The organism is Campylobacter sp. RM16187, from assembly GCF_025319965.1.
Lineage (GTDB): Bacteria > Campylobacterota > Campylobacteria > Campylobacterales > Campylobacteraceae > Campylobacter_A.
In genome coordinates this window covers 173,293-190,095 of record NZ_CP012549.1, presented here as the reverse complement: position 1 = coordinate 190,095, position 16,803 = coordinate 173,293, and the positions used below count along the sequence as shown (strand labels likewise).

Genomic DNA, 16,803 nt, shown 5'->3' with positions numbered 1-16,803 from the left:
GCACTCTCTTAAAATTTATTTCTAACGCTCAATAGCCGATTGTCTTGCCTTGTCTTTTGTATCAACCCAAATATTTGGTACCGATCCTCCAGGTGTTAAGAAAATTTTAGCATCGCTATTTTCACGCAAAGCTTCGTTAAATTTACCCTGAATCTCTATTTGTTTTAACTCTAGCAAATTTTGATCCAAACTCTTGGCAACCTCTTTATTTGCATACGCTTGAGCATCGGCTTCTATCTTAACCGCATCAGCCTTACCTTTAGCCTCTATGATAGCTGCCTTTGCGGTTCCTTCTGCAAGAGCGGCCTTTTTAAGCGCTTCTTGGTTTGCACGCTCTACTTCGTATTTGGTTCTCTCCGCCTCTTGTTTAGCGATTTGAACGCGCTCAATTTGCTCTTTTACCTTTTCAGGTAAGATGATCTCTCTAAGTTGAACGGTAAGCAGCTCTACCGGCCTATTTGGCTGAGAGTCGATATCTTTGCGAATTCCCTCATCTATTTGAGCAGCTATCTCATTTCTCTTAGTAGGAAGCTCTTCGGCTGTATATTTACCAGTTACACTTCTTACCACATCTCGCACTACAGGATCTACTATTTTGCTTTCCCAGCTAAGACCCCAAGCAGCGATTGTTTGAGGTGCATTTTCCGGATTTAAGCGGTATTGAACGGTGATATCTATGCTTACAGGAAGGTTTCTAGCGTCCAAAACCGAAATTGAGTTTTTGCGAATAATTCCCGCTTGAGATTGGGTTGAAAATTTTTGTGTCTCACCCATATCCTCACCTGAAGTATAGTTTATAAGGCGAACTCTGGTATCTACGATTATAACTCTTTGAATTCCTGGTATAAAGAAGTGAAAGCCCGGTTGCATTGGGTTTGGATCATATTTACCTGCTGTAGCCTTAATGCCTACTTCGCCCGAGTTTATAACCACAAAAGGCTGAGTAATAGCTAAAATAGCTATGATAACTATGATAACGTAAGCAAGTCCTGACATTTTTCCAAAATTCTTTGGTAAATTTGGTGCCTTGAAATTCAGCTTTGGACCGTTATTGCTTCCGCCGCTACTATTGTTCTTTTTATTAAAATAATCATTTAAATCTGCTGGCATTCATATCCTTGTTTAGAATTTTAAATATAAGTTAGCATTGAAGCATATTTTGGGTTTCGTCCGTAAACTACGTCAAAATAAGCATCTTGCAGTTTTTTAGTGATCTCTCCGCGTTTTCCGCTTCCGATAACCCTAGCATCGATACTGCTTATCGGAGTTACCTCAGCTGCCGTGCCCGTGAAGAAAGCCTCATCGGCCACGTAAGCCTGATCTCTAGTAATTCGCTCGCGGCGAACTTCATAGCCTAAATCTTTAGCAATCTTGATAACGGTATCTTGAGTAATGCTTGCTAGGCTATTATCGTTTGGAGGTGTTACGATAGTGCCGTTTTCAACTATAAAAAAGCACTCGCCAGGACCCTCAGCCACGAAGCCTTCGCTGTCTAAAAGCAGAGCTTCATCGTAGCCCGCATCTTTTGCTTCGTAATTTGCCATTTGCGAGCTTAGGTAGTTTGAGCTTGCTTTTGCTCTATTCATTTGACCTGCCGGATTTAGCTTGGCAAAGCTTGAAATTTTAACTCTAATGCCCTTTTCAAGCCCCTCATCGCCAAGATAAGCACCCCACTCCCATGCGGCTATTGCGGTATTTACAGGAGCTTTTGTGTGAGCTAGTCCCATAATGCCGTAACCTAAAAATATAATCGGGCGAATATATACGTTGCCGTTAAATTTATTTGCCGTTAAAAGCTCTATTTGTGCATTTTCAAGCTCTTTTTGAGTATAAGTACAGTTTAAAATTGTCATTTTTGCAGACTTTAAAAGCCTGTTTGTGTGATCTTGTAAACGAAAAATCGCTAAACCTTTATCAGTTTTATAAGCCCTTGTGCCTTCAAATACGGCATTTGCATAGTGAAGCGAGTGGGTTAAAACATGCACTTTAGCATCTTCCCATTTAACCAATTTTCCATCCATCCAAATAAATTCAGAAGGGTTCATCTTACGCCTTTCATATTGTAAAATTTACGGAGTTTATCAAAAAAATCTTTAAAATTTAATTGTTTTGAAAATAGCACGCACGCAAGGAGTAAAATTTGAAAGGGCGAATTTTTAATAGTTGCCTGCAGGAGTAGCAAAAGAAGTGCTCTCCAAGCAGGCAAATTTAGAAAGGATTATTTAAAGGCTTTATTTATGTCGATAGGAAGCGCTCGATAACCGATAGTAGCAGGTCCCATATCTGTAAATTTAATCTTCACTTTAACATCTTGTCTGCCGTATTTTACCTCATTTAAAATAGGTTCTGTTTTACCCATTTTAAGAAGCTGTTTTGCAAGACCGGCAACAGCTGAATATATAAACATGTAGTCGTATTGCGATTGATACTTCACAACCGAAGTTATAGCGCTATACCAGTCAAATCCGCGCTCTTTACCGTATTGCCAAACCTGCTTAACTATCATATTTTTCTCATCTACTTCATACTCAACCGCACGGCTGTATTTTTCGGTAGGAAGTGCTGGCTGCTCGTTATATCTTGCATCGCCCTTATCAAATACGCTTAGCATGAATTTTCCCGACTTACTCTTTTCATTTACTTTATAAGCGGTATGTGAAGTCCAAGAGAAGTCAAAATCCGTATTTTCGCATCTTCCGTTATCATCACAATCAAGCGCTTTGCCGTTTTTATCCACAGGAGTTAGTAGCTTTTTGGCTAGTTTATCGTTCCAGCCTCTTTTTGAGGCAAGTATCCATTTAACCTCTTTATCTCTGCCTATCTTTACGACAGCGCTTTGATGGCGTATAGAAAGGATTATGCTGTCATCTGCTGCATCATAATTGACCGAATTTATATGAGCCCAGTTTCTACCTATGCCAACACCCGGTATATCTCCCCAAGGAGCATTTGGATCTTCAAGTTCTTCTTTATTTGCGGTTGTTCCGGCTTTATCGGCATCTACGTTTAGACATACTGCGCCCTGATCAAGTGCTAGGATATTTACGTCCCTATAAGGATCTAAGATATCGTAAATTTTCCACTCGTCTATGACTTTTCCGTCTTGGTCAAGCTCGACGATAACGTCACGAACCGAGCGGACATTTTTGCCGTCTGCTCTTTTTTGATTTGCGCTTGCAACACGCATTAGATAAGTGCCTTTTGCGGTTTGTTCTATATGGTGGGAGAAGTCTATATATGAATTTGGCAACACTCTATCAAATACTATGCGCCCCATTAGGTCAAATTTGATATATCTTTGCCCCATACCAAAGAGCATATATCCGTCTTTGGTTTGCTGAAAGCCCATCATATTACCCTTGCGATATAGGTTATCAGGATCGCGTATAACATCAGACTTCATATACCATCTTATATCGCCGTTTGTATCCACAACCCAGTTCATAGCCTCAAGATCCCAAGGTAAAGCACCGCCTGCAGGATAGTTCCATAACGCCTGCCCCGCATTTGGCAGTGAATTTCTGATTAGATGGTTTATAAAATAGAGCCTATCTTTAAATTTCTCATCCATTTTTACGACATTTGCTTTTGGTAGCGAAGTATGTTGTCCTGTGCCGCTTGTGTTCATAAAGATAGCAGGAGCGTGAATTTTATATGTTTCGCTCATAGCTTCGCCATTTCTTTTGTAGCTAACTTCGACGTTATTTACATGATCGGCATAAAGTCCCCAAACAGGAATACCGCCATGCGTTAAAACCTCTTTGTCAGATACTGAGTATTTTATATCAACACCTTTTCGCCTTTCCCTTTTACGACGACTTTGACATCCTTTAAGTTGTACCCGCCGTTATAAATGATAGCAGTAAGAGGAGTCATTTTATAAGGGTTCACAAGAACTGCACCGAGTTTTCCGGACATTTATAGCCGACAGGACTGTTTGGTCCGCCTGCTGCGATGGAACTTGTGCCGATAAGCAACCCTTGTAACTACTACTGATGAAAGTAACTTTTTCATAAATCCTCCTAATTAGATATTAACTAAATTCTTAACATTAATCGTCTTTTGAAACTTATTACAATTTTAATCTTTAATTCTCATATTAAAATTAGCTTAAATTTTATGTGCAATCACTACATTTAAATTTAAAAAGAGTAATATAGCCCCAAAATATATTTTAGGGCTATTGGCAAATCACTTCTCAAAAGCCTTTTGTATGCTTATAGGAAACGCTTGATAGGCTGAGCCCGTGCCTATAAACTGAATTTGCACGCTCGGCTCGGTTTCTCCCCATTTAAATTCGTCTATCTCAGGCTTTGGAGCGCCTAACATCTTACCTTTTGATAGATCGTATTGCATACCTGCCGTTGCGGAATACACCATGATAGAGTTTTTATCCGCCTCATATCTTGTTAAGGAGGTTATAGGGCTAAACCACTCCGATCCGCGGTTTTTGCCGTATTCCCAAACCTGCTCGACGGTCATTTTACTCTCGTCTATCTTATAGATAACGCCGCGACTATACTTCATAGACGCTAACGCAGGCTGCTCAAATCCGCGCGAATCGCCGTTATCAAAAACGGTGATATAGATAAGTCCTTTTTTGGATTTTTCGTCTATCCTAAACGCGGTGTGTTGAGTATAAGTCCAGTCAAATCCGCCCTTTTCGTCCAAATACCCCGGACATTTCGTAAATTCATCTTCGCAGATGATTTTATTGCCCTTTGCGTCAATCGGCGTTAAGAGCTTGTTTTTAAATTCGCCCTTCCAGCCCTTATAAGCTCCAAGTATCCATTTAACCTTTTTGTCGCGTCCGATTTTTATAACGGCGTTTTGATGGCGAGGGCTTATGATGATACTATCATCGCTCGGATCGTAATCCACGCTATTTACGTGCGCCCAGTTTCGTCCGGCTCCCGTTCCTGCGATATCGCCGAATTTATCGCTGGTGTCAAGCTTAGCAAGCTCCTCTTCGCTTATGGTTTGTCCCGCATGGCTCTCATCTACGTTTAAGCAGACCGCACCTTGATCAAGCACCTTGATAACGTCGCTTCTATGAGGATCAAGGATATCGTATAGCTTCCACTCGTCTACGACCTTGCCGCTTGCACTATCGACTTCGATTATCACGTCTCTAACGGTGCGGACGTTTTTGCCGTCGGCTCTTTTGTAGTTTGAATTCGCAACTCTAATTAGGTAGTTGCCGTTTTGCATATTATCAAGCGAATGAGAGAAGTCTTGATATCCAAGCGGTAGTCTGCGATTAAAAATTTCGCGTCCCATTAGGTCGTATTTAACGTATCTTTGACCAAATCCCCAAGTGATCGCCCCGTCGTTTGCCTGCTGAAATCCCATCATAATGCCCGTATTATACATATCGTTAAAATTTAAGAGCTTGTCTGCGTTCATATACCAGCGAACTTCGCCCTGAGTATCTACTACAAATACGTTTGATAGATAATTCCACTCCGCAGCTCCGCCGATAGGGTTGTTCCAGACGAAGTTGGAATTCCTGCCCGCAGCCTTGCCGATGACGTTATTAACAAGATACATTCTATCTTTAAATTCACTATCCACCTTATGCACCTTTACCTCCTTGTAAGGAGCGGCATTCGCGCCGCTAGTGCCTATCATGGTTTGATAATAAGGCGCGGTGTAAATTTTATAACTCTCTTTAATCTTTTCTTTTTCTCCTTTAAAAACTCTAGTGTATTCTACTTCAACCTCGTTTTGATAGTTCGCATAAAGCCCTACTACGGGAATTCCGCCGTAAGTTTTTAGGCTTTGAGGACCTACTTTGTAGCTTAAAATTTCACCTCCCTTTTTAGGCAAAATTTTAACCGCAGCATCTTCTATTACGTATCCGCCGTTCATTATGATAGCGCTTAAAGGAGATAGTCCATAAGGATCCATATACACCCCGCCCAGTTTTCCGGCGACTTGATAATCAAGAGCCGCTCCGCTTGGTCCTCCTAGTGCAAGTGCGGATGTAGTAGCGCCGCATACCAGCATACTTGCAACTAAAACCGATGAAAGCAAAGATTTTGTTTTCATAATCATCTCCTTAATGAATAAATTGATTACGGATTTACCGCTTGGATAAATTTATATAATCTTACTAACGCAAAAACCACACGAGAATTAAACTAAGTTTAAATCAAATTTATATTTCAAATTTAATTTTATATATTAATAGTTTTGAGTAAATTCAGCTTAAATTTATTTTTGCGTTATTTTTGTGGAAGTTTGATTTTATAAAATTACACTACATAAATTTAATTCAAAGGAGTTTAGATGAAATCTCTACTTACGAAGACGACTAAAATTTTAGCCGCCGCTTTGCTTTTTGGCGCCGTTAGCGCTAACGCTTTTACCGAAGGTAAAGACTATATAGTCCTTGAAAAACCTCTAAGCGTGGAAAACGGGACACTGACAAAAGTTTTTAGCTACGCTTGCCCGTTTTGCTATAAGTATGATAAAAGCGTAACTCCAAAAGTAGTTGAAAAGGTTGCGGACTTAAAATATATGCCCTATCATCTAAAAACCAAAGCCGAATACGGAGAGGCGGCAAGTAAAATTTTAGCCGTTTTAGCCGTAAAAGACGAGGCTAAAGGGATTAGTTGGCTTGATTTTAAAAAGGCGAAATTCGCCTACTATAAAGCCTATCACGACAAAAAAGAGCGCTGGGGCGGAGGCAAAGACATCGAGGCGTTTTTAAAAACGGGGCTTGAGGCTGCGGGAATAACTATGGACGAATACAAAAAAGAGCTTGAAAATCCAAAAGTCATAGAACTTCTTAAAAAATGGGACGAAAGCTACGACGCGGCTAAAATTCAAGGAGTTCCTGCGTTTATCGTAAACGGCAAATATCTGATTTACACAAGCTCTATCACATCCGTAGAAGGCTTTGCAAGCCTTATAGAAGAGTTGCTTAAAAAATAGGAAAAGATATGAACCTCATAGATAAAATTTCGTCTTGGCAAGATAGCAGATTTCCTTGGCTGCTCATGACTTTTGTGAGTGTTGCGCTGGTAGTTTTAGCGCACTCACTCTTTCAAAAGTACGTCTACATGCCGCCTTGCGAGCAGTGCGTATATATAAGATTTGCCTTTTTATGCATGGCTTTTGGAGGCATCATTGCAGCTATCAACCCTAAAAATTTAGCCCTTGCGCTTATAGGCTATCTGTTTTCTTTTTGGGGCGCGATCCAAGGCATAATGTATAGCGTAAAGCTCGCTAAAATTCACACCGCCGTTCATGGCGATGATCCGTTTGGCGTTCAAGGATGCTCAACCGATCCGACCTATCCGTTTAACTTGCCGCTTCACGAGTGGGCGCCTGACTGGTTTTTGCCAACGGGTGATTGCGGATATGATAATCCTATAGTTCCTGACGGAGTTACTTTAAGCGGACTGCAAAAATATCTTGTGGATCTTTATGCAGACGGCTGGTATCTGATACCTTCAAAGCACTTTATGTCGATGGCTGACTGCACGCTTTTAGGCTTTGGCTTATGCTTAATCATTCTACTTGTCATGGCGGTTTCAAAGGTCATCACTCTAGTTAACAACTCTAAAAAGGTCTGAATTTTCAGACCTTTTTAGATATACTGCTTGCTTAAATTTAAGGAAAACGGCAAGTGAAGATAGATATATTTAACAGATACAACTTCAAAATTTATATCATCATAATTCTTTCCAGCCTATTTGTTGTATTGCTTGGCGCAAACGTATACAAAAACGCAAAACATCATATCACTACTCTATCGAACAAAAGCAAAATCGCAACAAGTGAAAATATCGTAGAAATATTTCAAATTTGGCTTGATGAGAGGATAAACTCACTTGTTAAAGCTTCTAAATTTATGCAAAATGCAGATATATTAGACGATGAAAAAGGTATCAAAAAATTTACCGAAGCTTTTTTGGGCGATGCTCAGGAATTTGATCTTATCCAGCTTTTAAAGGAAAATAGAGAAATTTATATAAACGGAGAAAATATACCAAAAAGCGATGAAGTAAAAAATTCAAGACTTAGTCTCTTTTGGTATGTTGAGACAAAAAACAGCAACAAACCGACAGTAAATTTCATGCCTAAACACGCTATATTAGAGCAAGAGACTCTAAATTTGTGCGTTCCAAACTACCAAGACGGCAAATTTGCAGCCGTGCTTTGCGGAGTAGTAAAGCTTAAAAGCATATTTGAAAAGATCAGCAACTTCAAGCTTCCTCCCAATTCATACTCATTTATCGTTACTCATAGCGGCGAAATTTTAACCAAGATGAAAGACGAAAAGCTAAAAGAGCAAATTCAAGAAAAATTTAAAGAGATGTTTTTAAAAGATGAGGATATAAAAAGCATTGTTTTGGACTCAAATTTCATCTCGATTGCCGAAATTCCCTCTTTAAACTGGTTTATCGGCGCAGGAACGGATAATGCAAAAGAGACTAAAGAGCTGCTTGAAGCAACGACTAAAAACGCTCTTGCCTTGCTTTTTGCCTTTATAGCTCTTGCGTTCGTGGCAAATTCACTTCATAACTTCATGTACGCTAAGATCAAAAAGCGCCAAGACGAATACGAAGCAATCCTTGCTCACAAAGCCAAAATGAGTGAAGCGGGCGAGCTTATAAGCGGGATAAATCATCAATTCATCCAGCCTGTAAATTCTTTAAATTTGATGATATCAACCCTGCTTATGCTTAAAAAAGATGGAAATTTAGATAAAGAGACTCTGCAAAATATGCTTGAAAAAGGGCAAAAGTCCATATTGCTACTAAGCAATACCATAGATATCTTTAGAAATTTTTACAAAACAAGCGAAAACATAAGAGAATTTAGCGTCAAGCAGAGCATTAAAAATCTCTTAACTCTTATGCACACCGAGCTTACAAGAGCCAATGTGCATGTGGTTTTAAGCGAATTTGAAGATAAAAAAGTAAATCAGATAGAAAATATAATCCAGCAAATTTTACTTATCTTAATCCACAATGCAAAAGACGCTTTGGTGGATAAATTTAAAGACGATATCAAGTCAAGAAGAGTGCAAATAGATGTAAAATTCGATGAAAACAGGTGCTATATAGAGGTCATCGAATTTGGAAGCGGGGTGAGCGAAGCGATGAGCCACAAGATATTTGACGAGCCAAAAACTACCAAAAAACAAGGCAGCGGCATAGGACTGTACTTTGCTAAAAAGCTTGCCAACAGAAAGATAAACGGAGATATTAAACTCGTAAACAGAGCGCTTCCTACGGTATTTGAGTTAAATTTCGATGTTGATTTAAAGGGCGATAAATGAATAACGAATCTTTAAAATTACTAAAAAAGCTATCGATTTTGATCGTTGAAGACGACGATATGTCAAGAGAGCTCATAGCAAGCGGGCTAAAGCCGTATTGCGCTAGCGTTAGAGTCGCCGCGGACGGATGCGAGGGGCTTGAATACTTTAAAAAACAAAAATCAGACATCGTCATAACGGATATCCATATGCCGATAATGAATGGATTTGAGATGATGAAAGAGATTTCAAGGCTTAAACCTCATCAAAAATTCATCGTCTTTACCTCTTACGATACGGATATGAATTTGATGAAAAGCATAGAACAAGGCGCTGCGCTATTTTTAAAAAAACCTATCGACATCAAAGATCTTCGCTCAATGATAATTGCATTAACCTACGAAAAAGACGAAAAATTAATCAAAATCAGCGACGAAATAAGCATAAATTTAAAAGAGGAGAAAATTTATAAAAACGGAGAGGAAATTTATCTGACATATTTGCAAAATAAATTTTTCTGGCTCTTTGCGTATAATTTAAACAAGCTCGTTAGCTACGAAATGATAGAGGAATTCGTCTATGAAAACGAGGTCGTGAGCAAGGGTGCTATACAAAATATCATCTTGCGTCTAAAGCGAGAGCTTGGGATAAAATTTAAAAATATCTCAGAAGCGGGATACATCCTAGTAACAAGCCAAAAAGAATAAAAAGTCTTGCAAAATTTGATTGGAAATTTAAAAGAAATTTGCCCGATTCATAAACAAAACGGGCAAAAACGCTGGCTAATTAAATTTAGCAGGCTATCAAATACAAAATTTTAATGCTAGATGGGATTTATCTCGCTACTTCTTGCGTTGTAAACAAACCAACTTAAGATCATGACCAAAAACACCGCTCCAATAAATGCAAAACCGATAAAGCCTACTACTGACAAAGAACTACTAATCTCGGCACTTTTAGGCAAAAAAATAGCTGGCATCCACTCATTAAGAGGTAGTCCAAATGGGAATGAGAAATTTTCCAAAGATAGTGTCTTGCTCTCATTTGTATAACTAAGTCCGAAAATAACACCTAAAAATATAAAAATATAGGCTATTAATTTTACCGCAAAAGATTTAGGCTCTATCATGGCAATAATAGCACCAAGTAAAATAATCGCCAAAATAGATCTAATAATCATACTAAGAGGATCTGAGGCGCCACAAAAAAATGATCCGACAAGCAAACCGATACATACTAAAAACAGAGCCATCCAAGGCTTCCTTGTGCGCTGAAAGTTATATATCCAGCAGACAAAACCTTTATTATCTTTATTATAATCCATAATCTACTTTCCTAAAAGTTCTTTTATAATTTCAATTAATTTATCTATCGAATAAGCCGCATCTAGATTAATTAGATATTTTCCATTTACGACAAAGGCGGGTACTCCACTTAAAACAGCAACCGAATAGCTATCGTCCCAACTAGATAAAATTTCTTGCGCTCTTGTTGTGCTTAAAGCCTTTTCATAGTCGCTTCTGTTTACCTTGGTATCTTTTAAAATTTTATTTATATACTCGTTTTTGTCACTAAATTGTTCGTTTTTGTCGTGATATGATCTATAAATGGCAAATTTTGCTCTTTTAAACAGAGATTTATCATCAAAATAGCCTATATTTTTCTCCTCATCAAGTGAGATCATAGAGGCTAAAATTCCGCTCACAGTCTCGCCAAATTCACCTTTTGACTTTAGATGATAAGGTATAAATTTAACTCCATCAAGTTTAGACATTACTTTTTGAGTTACGCCTTTATCAAATTTATAGCAGTGCGAGCAAGCGTAGCTAAATACTTTAGTAAGAGTATTATCGCCTACCGAAAGCGGTCTTTCGAGCACCTTATATTCTATCCCGTCGGTTAGAGCAAAAGCGCAGGAGCTAAAAAGCCCAAGTGTAGCCAAAACCTTTATAAATTTAGTAAAAATTTTCATACAACTCCTTATTAGTCCTGATATTTTATGAAATACTATAAAAGAAATGATAAATTTGAGGTTAAAACATTATCTGCCAAATTCGCAAATAATCCGTATAAATCAACTATAAATTTTAGTTAATTTTAATATCCTAATAATGTCAAACATGCCATCTAAATCGGCTTTTATCTTTTTGTCTAATTTTTTACTTACAATGTTCTTATGAATATCAGGCTCAAAGCTATCAATGCCTCTATCAATCCTTATATAAATTCGCCCGTCAACAAAGCTTAATCCAATAGGAACTCTCATATACTTAGCAAGCTTTACAATAGCCTCCATTAAAGCCGGACTTAGTATATACATTGCATTTTGGATATCGGTTGTATAAACTCTAAAAAGTTCGTTAAATTCAGCATTATCAACGATAAATCGTTTAGCTAGAGGATCATGCGGCTTGCCTTTTGCTAGCACAAAGGTTTTTGATTCTATCTTTTTATTAAAATCAGCCATAAAAAATATCCCTTTAAAAAAACTTACTTCAACACTCTCTTGTTCCATAGTTGCTGGATTAAAGAAACTATCTTTACCGATTAATTTTAAGTCGCTAAAGCTAAATTTGACTCCATCTATCTCTCCGCTTACCAGATCATTTCCAAACTGTTCGGTTATACTAAAGAACAATCTGCTTTGCATTATATAAAATAAATTTATATGATTATTCATCTCATATTTAAACCCAAGCGAGTTAAAGTAGCTCTCAAGGTAAAATTTTTTATATTTTTTCGCAAATTCACTTTTTTCCTTTTTTGCAAAATAAAAGAAAAGATTATGATAAAAGATATAAGTAATAACCAAAGAGAGTATCAAGGCTAAAATTTGACCTAAATTTTTACCTTTTATGAAACCAAATTGCGTATTTAATGGAGCCTCGGTAAAGATTTGATACAAAAAGTAAAAAATAAATACAAATATTATGAAAGTAACAAATATGCGATATGAGAAAAATTTAGAAAGTATTAGTTTTCGCTCTTTTTCAAGCTCAAGTAGTGTCTTCAAACGCAACCTTTAAATTTGAGTAATTATATCAAATTTAAGCTCTCAAAGAGGATTAACGCGGCCAAATTTAGCCGCGTTAAAAAAGTTAGTATTCAAATATATTTGGATTTATAACAAGCGAGCGATAAGCCACGTCATCTCTTGACGCAGACTCCACATCCATTTCAAATTTGATCTCATTTGTCTTTGGATCGATCTCAACTAAAACCATCTTTATAGTCTTATCAGGGCGAAGCAGATTTACGTTTGAGCTTGAGATGTAGTAAGTCTTTTTATCTTTTTGCCACTCGGTGTTGCTGGTAACCGCGCTATAAAATTCAAATCCGCGCTCTTTGCCAAATTCCCAAGTTTGCTCAACGGTCAAATTTTTCTCATCTATTTTGTATTCAACCGCGCGGGAGTATTTATCCTCTTTGAATGCAGGCTGCTGCATACCTCGCCCGTCGCCGTTATCAAACACGCTTAAATGCTTGATATTACCTTTGTTTTCGTATCTGTCCGTTAGCCAAGCGGTGTGCTGTGTCCAAGACCAGTCAAAATCACCTTCACATTTAGAATTTTCGCATTTTATCTTTTTGCCGTTTTTATCAACAGGAACCAAAACTTTAGCCTTAAAGTCATCACTCCAGCCTTCAGGGCTTGCCAGTATCCATTTAACTTTTTTATCTTTGCCGATTTTTACGATACCTTGATGGCGAAGCGAAAGGATGATACCTTCATCGGTTGGATCATAAGAGATAGAATTTACGTGAGCCCAGTTGTGCCCTGTGCCGGTGCCGATCTTATCGCCAAACGGAGCGTCCGAGCTAGTGTCGATTTCCTTTGCGTTCATGTCGATGTTTAGACAAATCGCACGTGGATCAAGCGCCTTTATAAGGTTACTTCTATAGACATTATTTCCGAAAATTTCGTTTAGATCCCACTCGTTTACCACCTTACCCGTACTGTCAAGCTCAATGATATGATCGCGGATAGTGTGCGAAATTTGTCCACCTTTGTGGTAATAGTTGTATTTGCCTACACGAAGTAATAAATGATCGCCCTTAATCGGCAAAACTTCATGGCTTAAATCAATATAGCCGCGCGGCAAAATTCTTTCATAAACTTGTTTGCCCATAAGATCATATCGCATATATTTTTGCGACATTCCAAAGCTTATATCGCCGTTTGGCAGCTGATGAAACCCCATCATCATACCTGTGTTTTCGACATTTCTCTCGCGGCGATCGTAAAATTTAGCATAGTCAAGATACCATCTAACCTCGCCTGTAGTATCTACGATATAGTTTTCTGTGTAGTCATTCCAGCTAGCCGCACCGCCGTATCCGCTTCGCCAGTCAAACGGCTTATAAATTCCCGTAATTGTATTATTGATAAGATAGAGTCTATCTTTAAATTCGGGATCTACTTTCTTTGGAACTCTCTTTTGCATATGCTCAAATCTAAAATCTCGGCTTAAGGTTACGATCGGTTGAGCGTAAATTTTATACACTTCTTTTTTCTTTTCACTCTTAAATACATAGCTTACTTCAACTTGGTTCAGATAGTCGGGATATAGCCCCCATATAGGTACGCCGTCGTGGTTTAAAAGAGCGTTTTGCGAAACGTTGTAGTTAATATCAACTCCTCCGTTTGGCTTGCCAAGTACGCGCACGTGGATATCGGTTATATCTTTGCCGGCACGATCTACTATAGCAGTAAGCGGCGCTACGTCATAGGGGTTTATGAAGACTTGTCCGAGCTCGCCTTGCTTTTTGATCTGATGAGCAAGAACTCCTGAGTTTGCAGGCGTAGCAACAATAAACAACATGGCTGAAGACAAGCCTACCGCAAGAGCTGCGGAAACTAATGAAATTATTTTCATATTTATCCTTTCTGCAATAAATTCAAAGCAAAATATAGTTTAATTTATAGATAAATTTAAATTTTATATATTTTACTATCTAATAGCATATTTTAAGTATTTTACACTGAATTTAATATTATTTGCAAAAACAAAGAGTTGGTAAGTATTTTATGTTTACAAGATTAAATTTACTTATATTATATGCAAAATTATTTAAGCTAAATTTATTATTAATTTTAGCTATAATCACTGAAATTTTAAAGGAGAAAAAATGCCATTTGTAAATATCAAAGTTTCAGCCCCCGAACCCTCAAAAGAGCAAAAAAAGCAGATCATCGCCGAAGTTACCGATACTCTAGTAAGAGTACTTGGCAAAGATCCCGCCGCGGTTCTTGTGATGATAGAAACACTTGAGGTTGAAAGTATCGGCAAAAACGGACTTAGTTTAGAAGATTTAAGGAGTAAAAAATGAGTTGCAAGAAAAAAGAAGCTTGTGAAGTAAAAAGCGAATTTAGCAAAGAGGATATCGAGCGCAAGGTAACTCTCGCGGCCGGCGATAAGGCGCCTGAATTTAGCCTTGAAAATCAAGACGGCGTGAGTGTAAATTTAAAAGATTTCATCGGCAAAAATGTCGTGCTTTATTTTTACCCTAAAGATAACACTCCGGGATGCACTACCGAGGCTTGCGAATTTAGCGCGATCTATGATGATTTTATCGCAAGCGATACAGTTATAATCGGCATAAGTCCAGATAGTGTAAAAAGTCATGCGGGCTTTATAGAAAAGCAAAATTTAAGGCACATTTTACTAAGTGACGCAAATAAAGAGGTAGCGAAAATTTACGGAGTTTGGCAGATTCGCAAAAATTATGGTAAAGAGTATCTTGGCATAGTTCGCACAACTTTTGTGATAGATAAAAAAGGCAAAATTTCTAAAGTCTATAAAAGCGTAAAAGCAAAAGATCATGCTGCAAAAGTTCTTGCCGATCTAACTAAATAAGATAATTTTATAAGGAGTCAAATTTATCGACTCCTTTTTCAAAAAATATTTTCACAGCGTCTTAAAATTAAATTAATATATAAAATATAATTTATTGTAAAAATTTAAAATATTTTACTTAAATATAGAAATTTTTGCTATATATTTAAATTTCATAAAAGTATTTTTGTAGTAGAATACATTTCATACATTAATTCTTATATTTTATCTATTTTTAATAAAACTACCTATACAATATCATGAAAATTAAATTAGTATTATTATAATAATACTAATTTAATAATAGTACTAATAAATATCAGGAGGTTTTATGCTGAGTGTTTATAAGATAAATACCTTCCCGCCGTCTGCAAATTCAAGAGGCGGTGAGGCTGAATTTGAAGGCACTTATCGCAAAGGCGAACTTAGAGGTATCATAACGATAAATCAAGATAATTGCGTCGGATGCGACACCTGTCGCTCTTTCTGTCCAACGGATGCGATAGAAGGCTCGTTAGGCATCGCACACAGGATAGATCAAAATTTATGCGTAGCCTGTGGTCAGTGCCTCATCAACTGCCCGTTTGCCGTTATCGAGCAGATGAGCTTTGTCGATGAGGTTATGGCTAAACTTGAAGACAAAAAGACCTTTGTCGTAGCACACCCTTCTCCTGCCGTTCGTGTCTCTTTGGCTGAAGAATTTGGCGGAAAACCGGGCGAACTAACGATAAATAAGATGTATAACGCTCTTGAGATGGCGGGCTTTAATATGTACGACGTAAATTTCGCCGCTGATCACACTATCCTTGAAGAGGGAACCGAGCTAATCAAAAAGATCAAATACTGGTTACTTGGCGAGAGAAGCCCTGATTTAGAGCACGTTTCGCACCACCCTTTCCCGCACTTTACGAGCTGTTGTCCGGCTTGGGTTAGAAATGCTGAAATTTTCCATCCCGAGCTCATACCTCACATCTCGGGTGCAAAATCGCCTATCCAAATGGGAGGACCGCTTGCTAAAACATGGGCGGCTAAATTTGTCTGGAACAAAGACCCGCGCGATATCTACGTAGCGACCGTTACACCATGTACTGCTAAAATTTACGAGGCAAGCAGACCTGAGTTTAACTCGGCTTACCAGTATCTAAAAGAGACAGGTGAAATTCCTGCGGATACAAAGAGCTTCCCTGATATAGACGCAACTCTTACGGCTCGCGATATAGCTGAAATTTTCCGTAAAAAGGGCATAAATCCGCTTGAAATGAGCGATGAATATCCGGAAAAAACAATGAACGTATATACAGGCGCAGGAACGATATTCGGCAACAGCGGAGGCGTTATGGAGGCTGCACTCAGAACGGCTTATTTCTTGCTATCGGGACAAGAGTTAAGAGATCCTGAGCTAACTCCTGTAAGAGGGTATGATAAAGACTTAACCGAAGCGGTTATACCTATCCCTTTAAAAGACTACGGCGGTAAGACGCTCGAGCTTAAAGTAGCGGTAGTAAACGGCGCTTCAAGAAACCTCGGCACGATACTAAAACATATCACGAAAGATTCTAACAGATATCACTTTATCGAGGTTATGAACTGCCCCGGAGGCTGCGTAAACGGCGGCGGTCAGCCGGTTCATGCTATGGGAACGTCGTGGCTTCATCCATTGCTTCCTCTACCTCTAAAAGCATAAATTTAAAG

Annotated in this window: 14 protein-coding genes and 1 pseudogene; 7 read left to right on the top strand and 8 right to left on the bottom strand. The window is 38.2% G+C overall.

Annotated elements, in window-relative coordinates; genetic code table 11:
* Positions 1-21: 21 nt before the first annotated feature.
* The 4 genes and pseudogenes from CDOMF_RS01120 to CDOMF_RS01105 form a co-directional block, all read right to left on the bottom strand.
* On the bottom strand, positions 22-1,110 hold the full coding sequence (locus CDOMF_RS01120) for a prohibitin family protein (protein ID WP_260952072.1): 1,089 nt from the start codon (positions 1,108-1,110) through the stop codon (positions 22-24).
* Positions 1,111-1,130: 20 nt separating this feature from the next.
* Positions 1,131-2,045, bottom strand: a complete 915-nt coding sequence (locus CDOMF_RS01115; RefSeq protein WP_260952071.1) for a branched-chain amino acid transaminase — start codon at positions 2,043-2,045, stop codon at positions 1,131-1,133.
* Between the two features lie 173 nt (positions 2,046-2,218).
* A pseudogene (locus CDOMF_RS01110) lies at positions 2,219-4,014 on the bottom strand (aryl-sulfate sulfotransferase).
* Positions 4,015-4,191: 177 nt separating this feature from the next.
* Positions 4,192-6,051, bottom strand: coding sequence for an aryl-sulfate sulfotransferase (locus CDOMF_RS01105; protein WP_260952070.1), 1,860 nt, complete (start codon positions 6,049-6,051; stop codon positions 4,192-4,194).
* Positions 6,052-6,291: 240 nt separating this feature from the next.
* Between CDOMF_RS01105 and CDOMF_RS01100 the strand changes: the two genes are divergently transcribed.
* From CDOMF_RS01100 to CDOMF_RS01085, 4 genes are read left to right on the top strand one after another with little or no spacing between them, the layout of a single operon-like run.
* Entirely contained in the window at positions 6,292-6,939 is a 648-nt protein-coding gene (locus CDOMF_RS01100) for a thiol:disulfide interchange protein DsbA/DsbL (RefSeq protein WP_260952069.1), read from the top strand.
* An 8-nt stretch (positions 6,940-6,947) separates the two neighbouring features.
* On the top strand, positions 6,948-7,583 hold the full coding sequence (dsbI, locus tag CDOMF_RS01095; RefSeq protein WP_260952068.1) for a protein-disulfide oxidoreductase DsbI: 636 nt from the start codon (positions 6,948-6,950) through the stop codon (positions 7,581-7,583).
* 59 nt (positions 7,584-7,642) lie between these two features.
* Positions 7,643-9,295 carry a cache domain-containing protein gene (locus CDOMF_RS01090; protein ID WP_442863526.1) on the top strand — a complete coding sequence of 551 codons (1,653 nt, stop codon included), beginning with the start codon at positions 7,643-7,645 and terminating at the stop codon, positions 9,293-9,295.
* A complete protein-coding gene (locus tag CDOMF_RS01085) occupies positions 9,292-9,981 on the top strand; it encodes a response regulator transcription factor (protein ID WP_260952065.1) in 690 nt (229 codons plus the stop codon). The genes CDOMF_RS01090 and CDOMF_RS01085 overlap by 4 nt, the downstream gene beginning before the upstream one ends.
* A 116-nt stretch (positions 9,982-10,097) precedes the next feature.
* Here the strand turns inward: CDOMF_RS01085 and CDOMF_RS01080 are convergent, their stop codons facing one another.
* The 4 genes from CDOMF_RS01080 to CDOMF_RS01065 form a co-directional block, all read right to left on the bottom strand.
* On the bottom strand, positions 10,098-10,598 hold the full coding sequence (locus tag CDOMF_RS01080) for a hypothetical protein (protein WP_260952064.1): 501 nt from the start codon (positions 10,596-10,598) through the stop codon (positions 10,098-10,100).
* Positions 10,599-10,601: 3 nt separating this feature from the next.
* Positions 10,602-11,246 carry a DsbA family protein gene (locus CDOMF_RS01075; protein ID WP_172129450.1) on the bottom strand — a complete coding sequence of 215 codons (645 nt, stop codon included), beginning with the start codon at positions 11,244-11,246 and terminating at the stop codon, positions 10,602-10,604.
* Between the two features lie 102 nt (positions 11,247-11,348).
* A complete protein-coding gene (locus CDOMF_RS01070; protein WP_170000967.1) occupies positions 11,349-12,287 on the bottom strand; it encodes a DUF3137 domain-containing protein in 939 nt (312 codons plus the stop codon).
* A gap of 85 nt (positions 12,288-12,372) precedes the next feature.
* A complete protein-coding gene (locus tag CDOMF_RS01065; RefSeq protein ID WP_260952063.1) occupies positions 12,373-14,151 on the bottom strand; it encodes an aryl-sulfate sulfotransferase in 1,779 nt (592 codons plus the stop codon).
* A gap of 253 nt (positions 14,152-14,404) precedes the next feature.
* On the opposite strand from CDOMF_RS01065, the gene CDOMF_RS01060 reads away from it, so the two are divergent.
* The 3 genes from CDOMF_RS01060 (at position 14,405) to CDOMF_RS01050 (ending at position 16,795) form a co-directional block, all read left to right on the top strand.
* Positions 14,405-14,605: a tautomerase family protein gene (locus tag CDOMF_RS01060; protein ID WP_260952062.1), complete on the top strand. Its 201-nt coding sequence runs from the start codon at positions 14,405-14,407 to the stop codon at positions 14,603-14,605.
* Positions 14,602-15,132, top strand: a complete 531-nt coding sequence (gene bcp, locus CDOMF_RS01055) for a thioredoxin-dependent thiol peroxidase (protein WP_260952061.1) — start codon at positions 14,602-14,604, stop codon at positions 15,130-15,132. Before CDOMF_RS01060 ends, bcp begins: the two co-directional genes overlap by 4 nt.
* A gap of 310 nt (positions 15,133-15,442) precedes the next feature.
* The gene (locus tag CDOMF_RS01050; protein WP_260952060.1) at positions 15,443-16,795 is read left to right on the top strand and encodes a [Fe-Fe] hydrogenase large subunit C-terminal domain-containing protein; all 1,353 of its coding nucleotides are present in this window, start codon (positions 15,443-15,445) and stop codon (positions 16,793-16,795) included.
* The last annotated feature ends 8 nt before the right edge of the window (positions 16,796-16,803 follow it).

Excerpts from the sequence above, each read along its gene's own strand:
- CDOMF_RS01120 (WP_260952072.1), bottom strand. The coding sequence starts at position 1,110 with ATGCCAGCAGATTTAAATGATTATTTTAATAAAAAGAACAATAGTAGC.
- CDOMF_RS01115 (WP_260952071.1), bottom strand. The coding sequence starts at position 2,045 with ATGAACCCTTCTGAATTTATTTGGATGGATGGAAAATTGGTTAAATGG.
- CDOMF_RS01105 (WP_260952070.1), bottom strand. The coding sequence starts at position 6,051 with ATGAAAACAAAATCTTTGCTTTCATCGGTTTTAGTTGCAAGTATGCTG.
- CDOMF_RS01100 (WP_260952069.1), top strand. The coding sequence starts at position 6,292 with ATGAAATCTCTACTTACGAAGACGACTAAAATTTTAGCCGCCGCTTTG.
- dsbI (WP_260952068.1), top strand. The coding sequence starts at position 6,948 with ATGAACCTCATAGATAAAATTTCGTCTTGGCAAGATAGCAGATTTCCT.
- CDOMF_RS01085 (WP_260952065.1), top strand. The coding sequence starts at position 9,292 with ATGAATAACGAATCTTTAAAATTACTAAAAAAGCTATCGATTTTGATC.
- CDOMF_RS01080 (WP_260952064.1), bottom strand. The coding sequence starts at position 10,598 with ATGGATTATAATAAAGATAATAAAGGTTTTGTCTGCTGGATATATAAC.
- CDOMF_RS01075 (WP_172129450.1), bottom strand. The coding sequence starts at position 11,246 with ATGAAAATTTTTACTAAATTTATAAAGGTTTTGGCTACACTTGGGCTT.
- CDOMF_RS01065 (WP_260952063.1), bottom strand. The coding sequence starts at position 14,151 with ATGAAAATAATTTCATTAGTTTCCGCAGCTCTTGCGGTAGGCTTGTCT.
- CDOMF_RS01060 (WP_260952062.1), top strand. The coding sequence starts at position 14,405 with ATGCCATTTGTAAATATCAAAGTTTCAGCCCCCGAACCCTCAAAAGAG.
- bcp (WP_260952061.1), top strand. The coding sequence starts at position 14,602 with ATGAGTTGCAAGAAAAAAGAAGCTTGTGAAGTAAAAAGCGAATTTAGC.
- CDOMF_RS01050 (WP_260952060.1), top strand. The coding sequence starts at position 15,443 with ATGCTGAGTGTTTATAAGATAAATACCTTCCCGCCGTCTGCAAATTCA.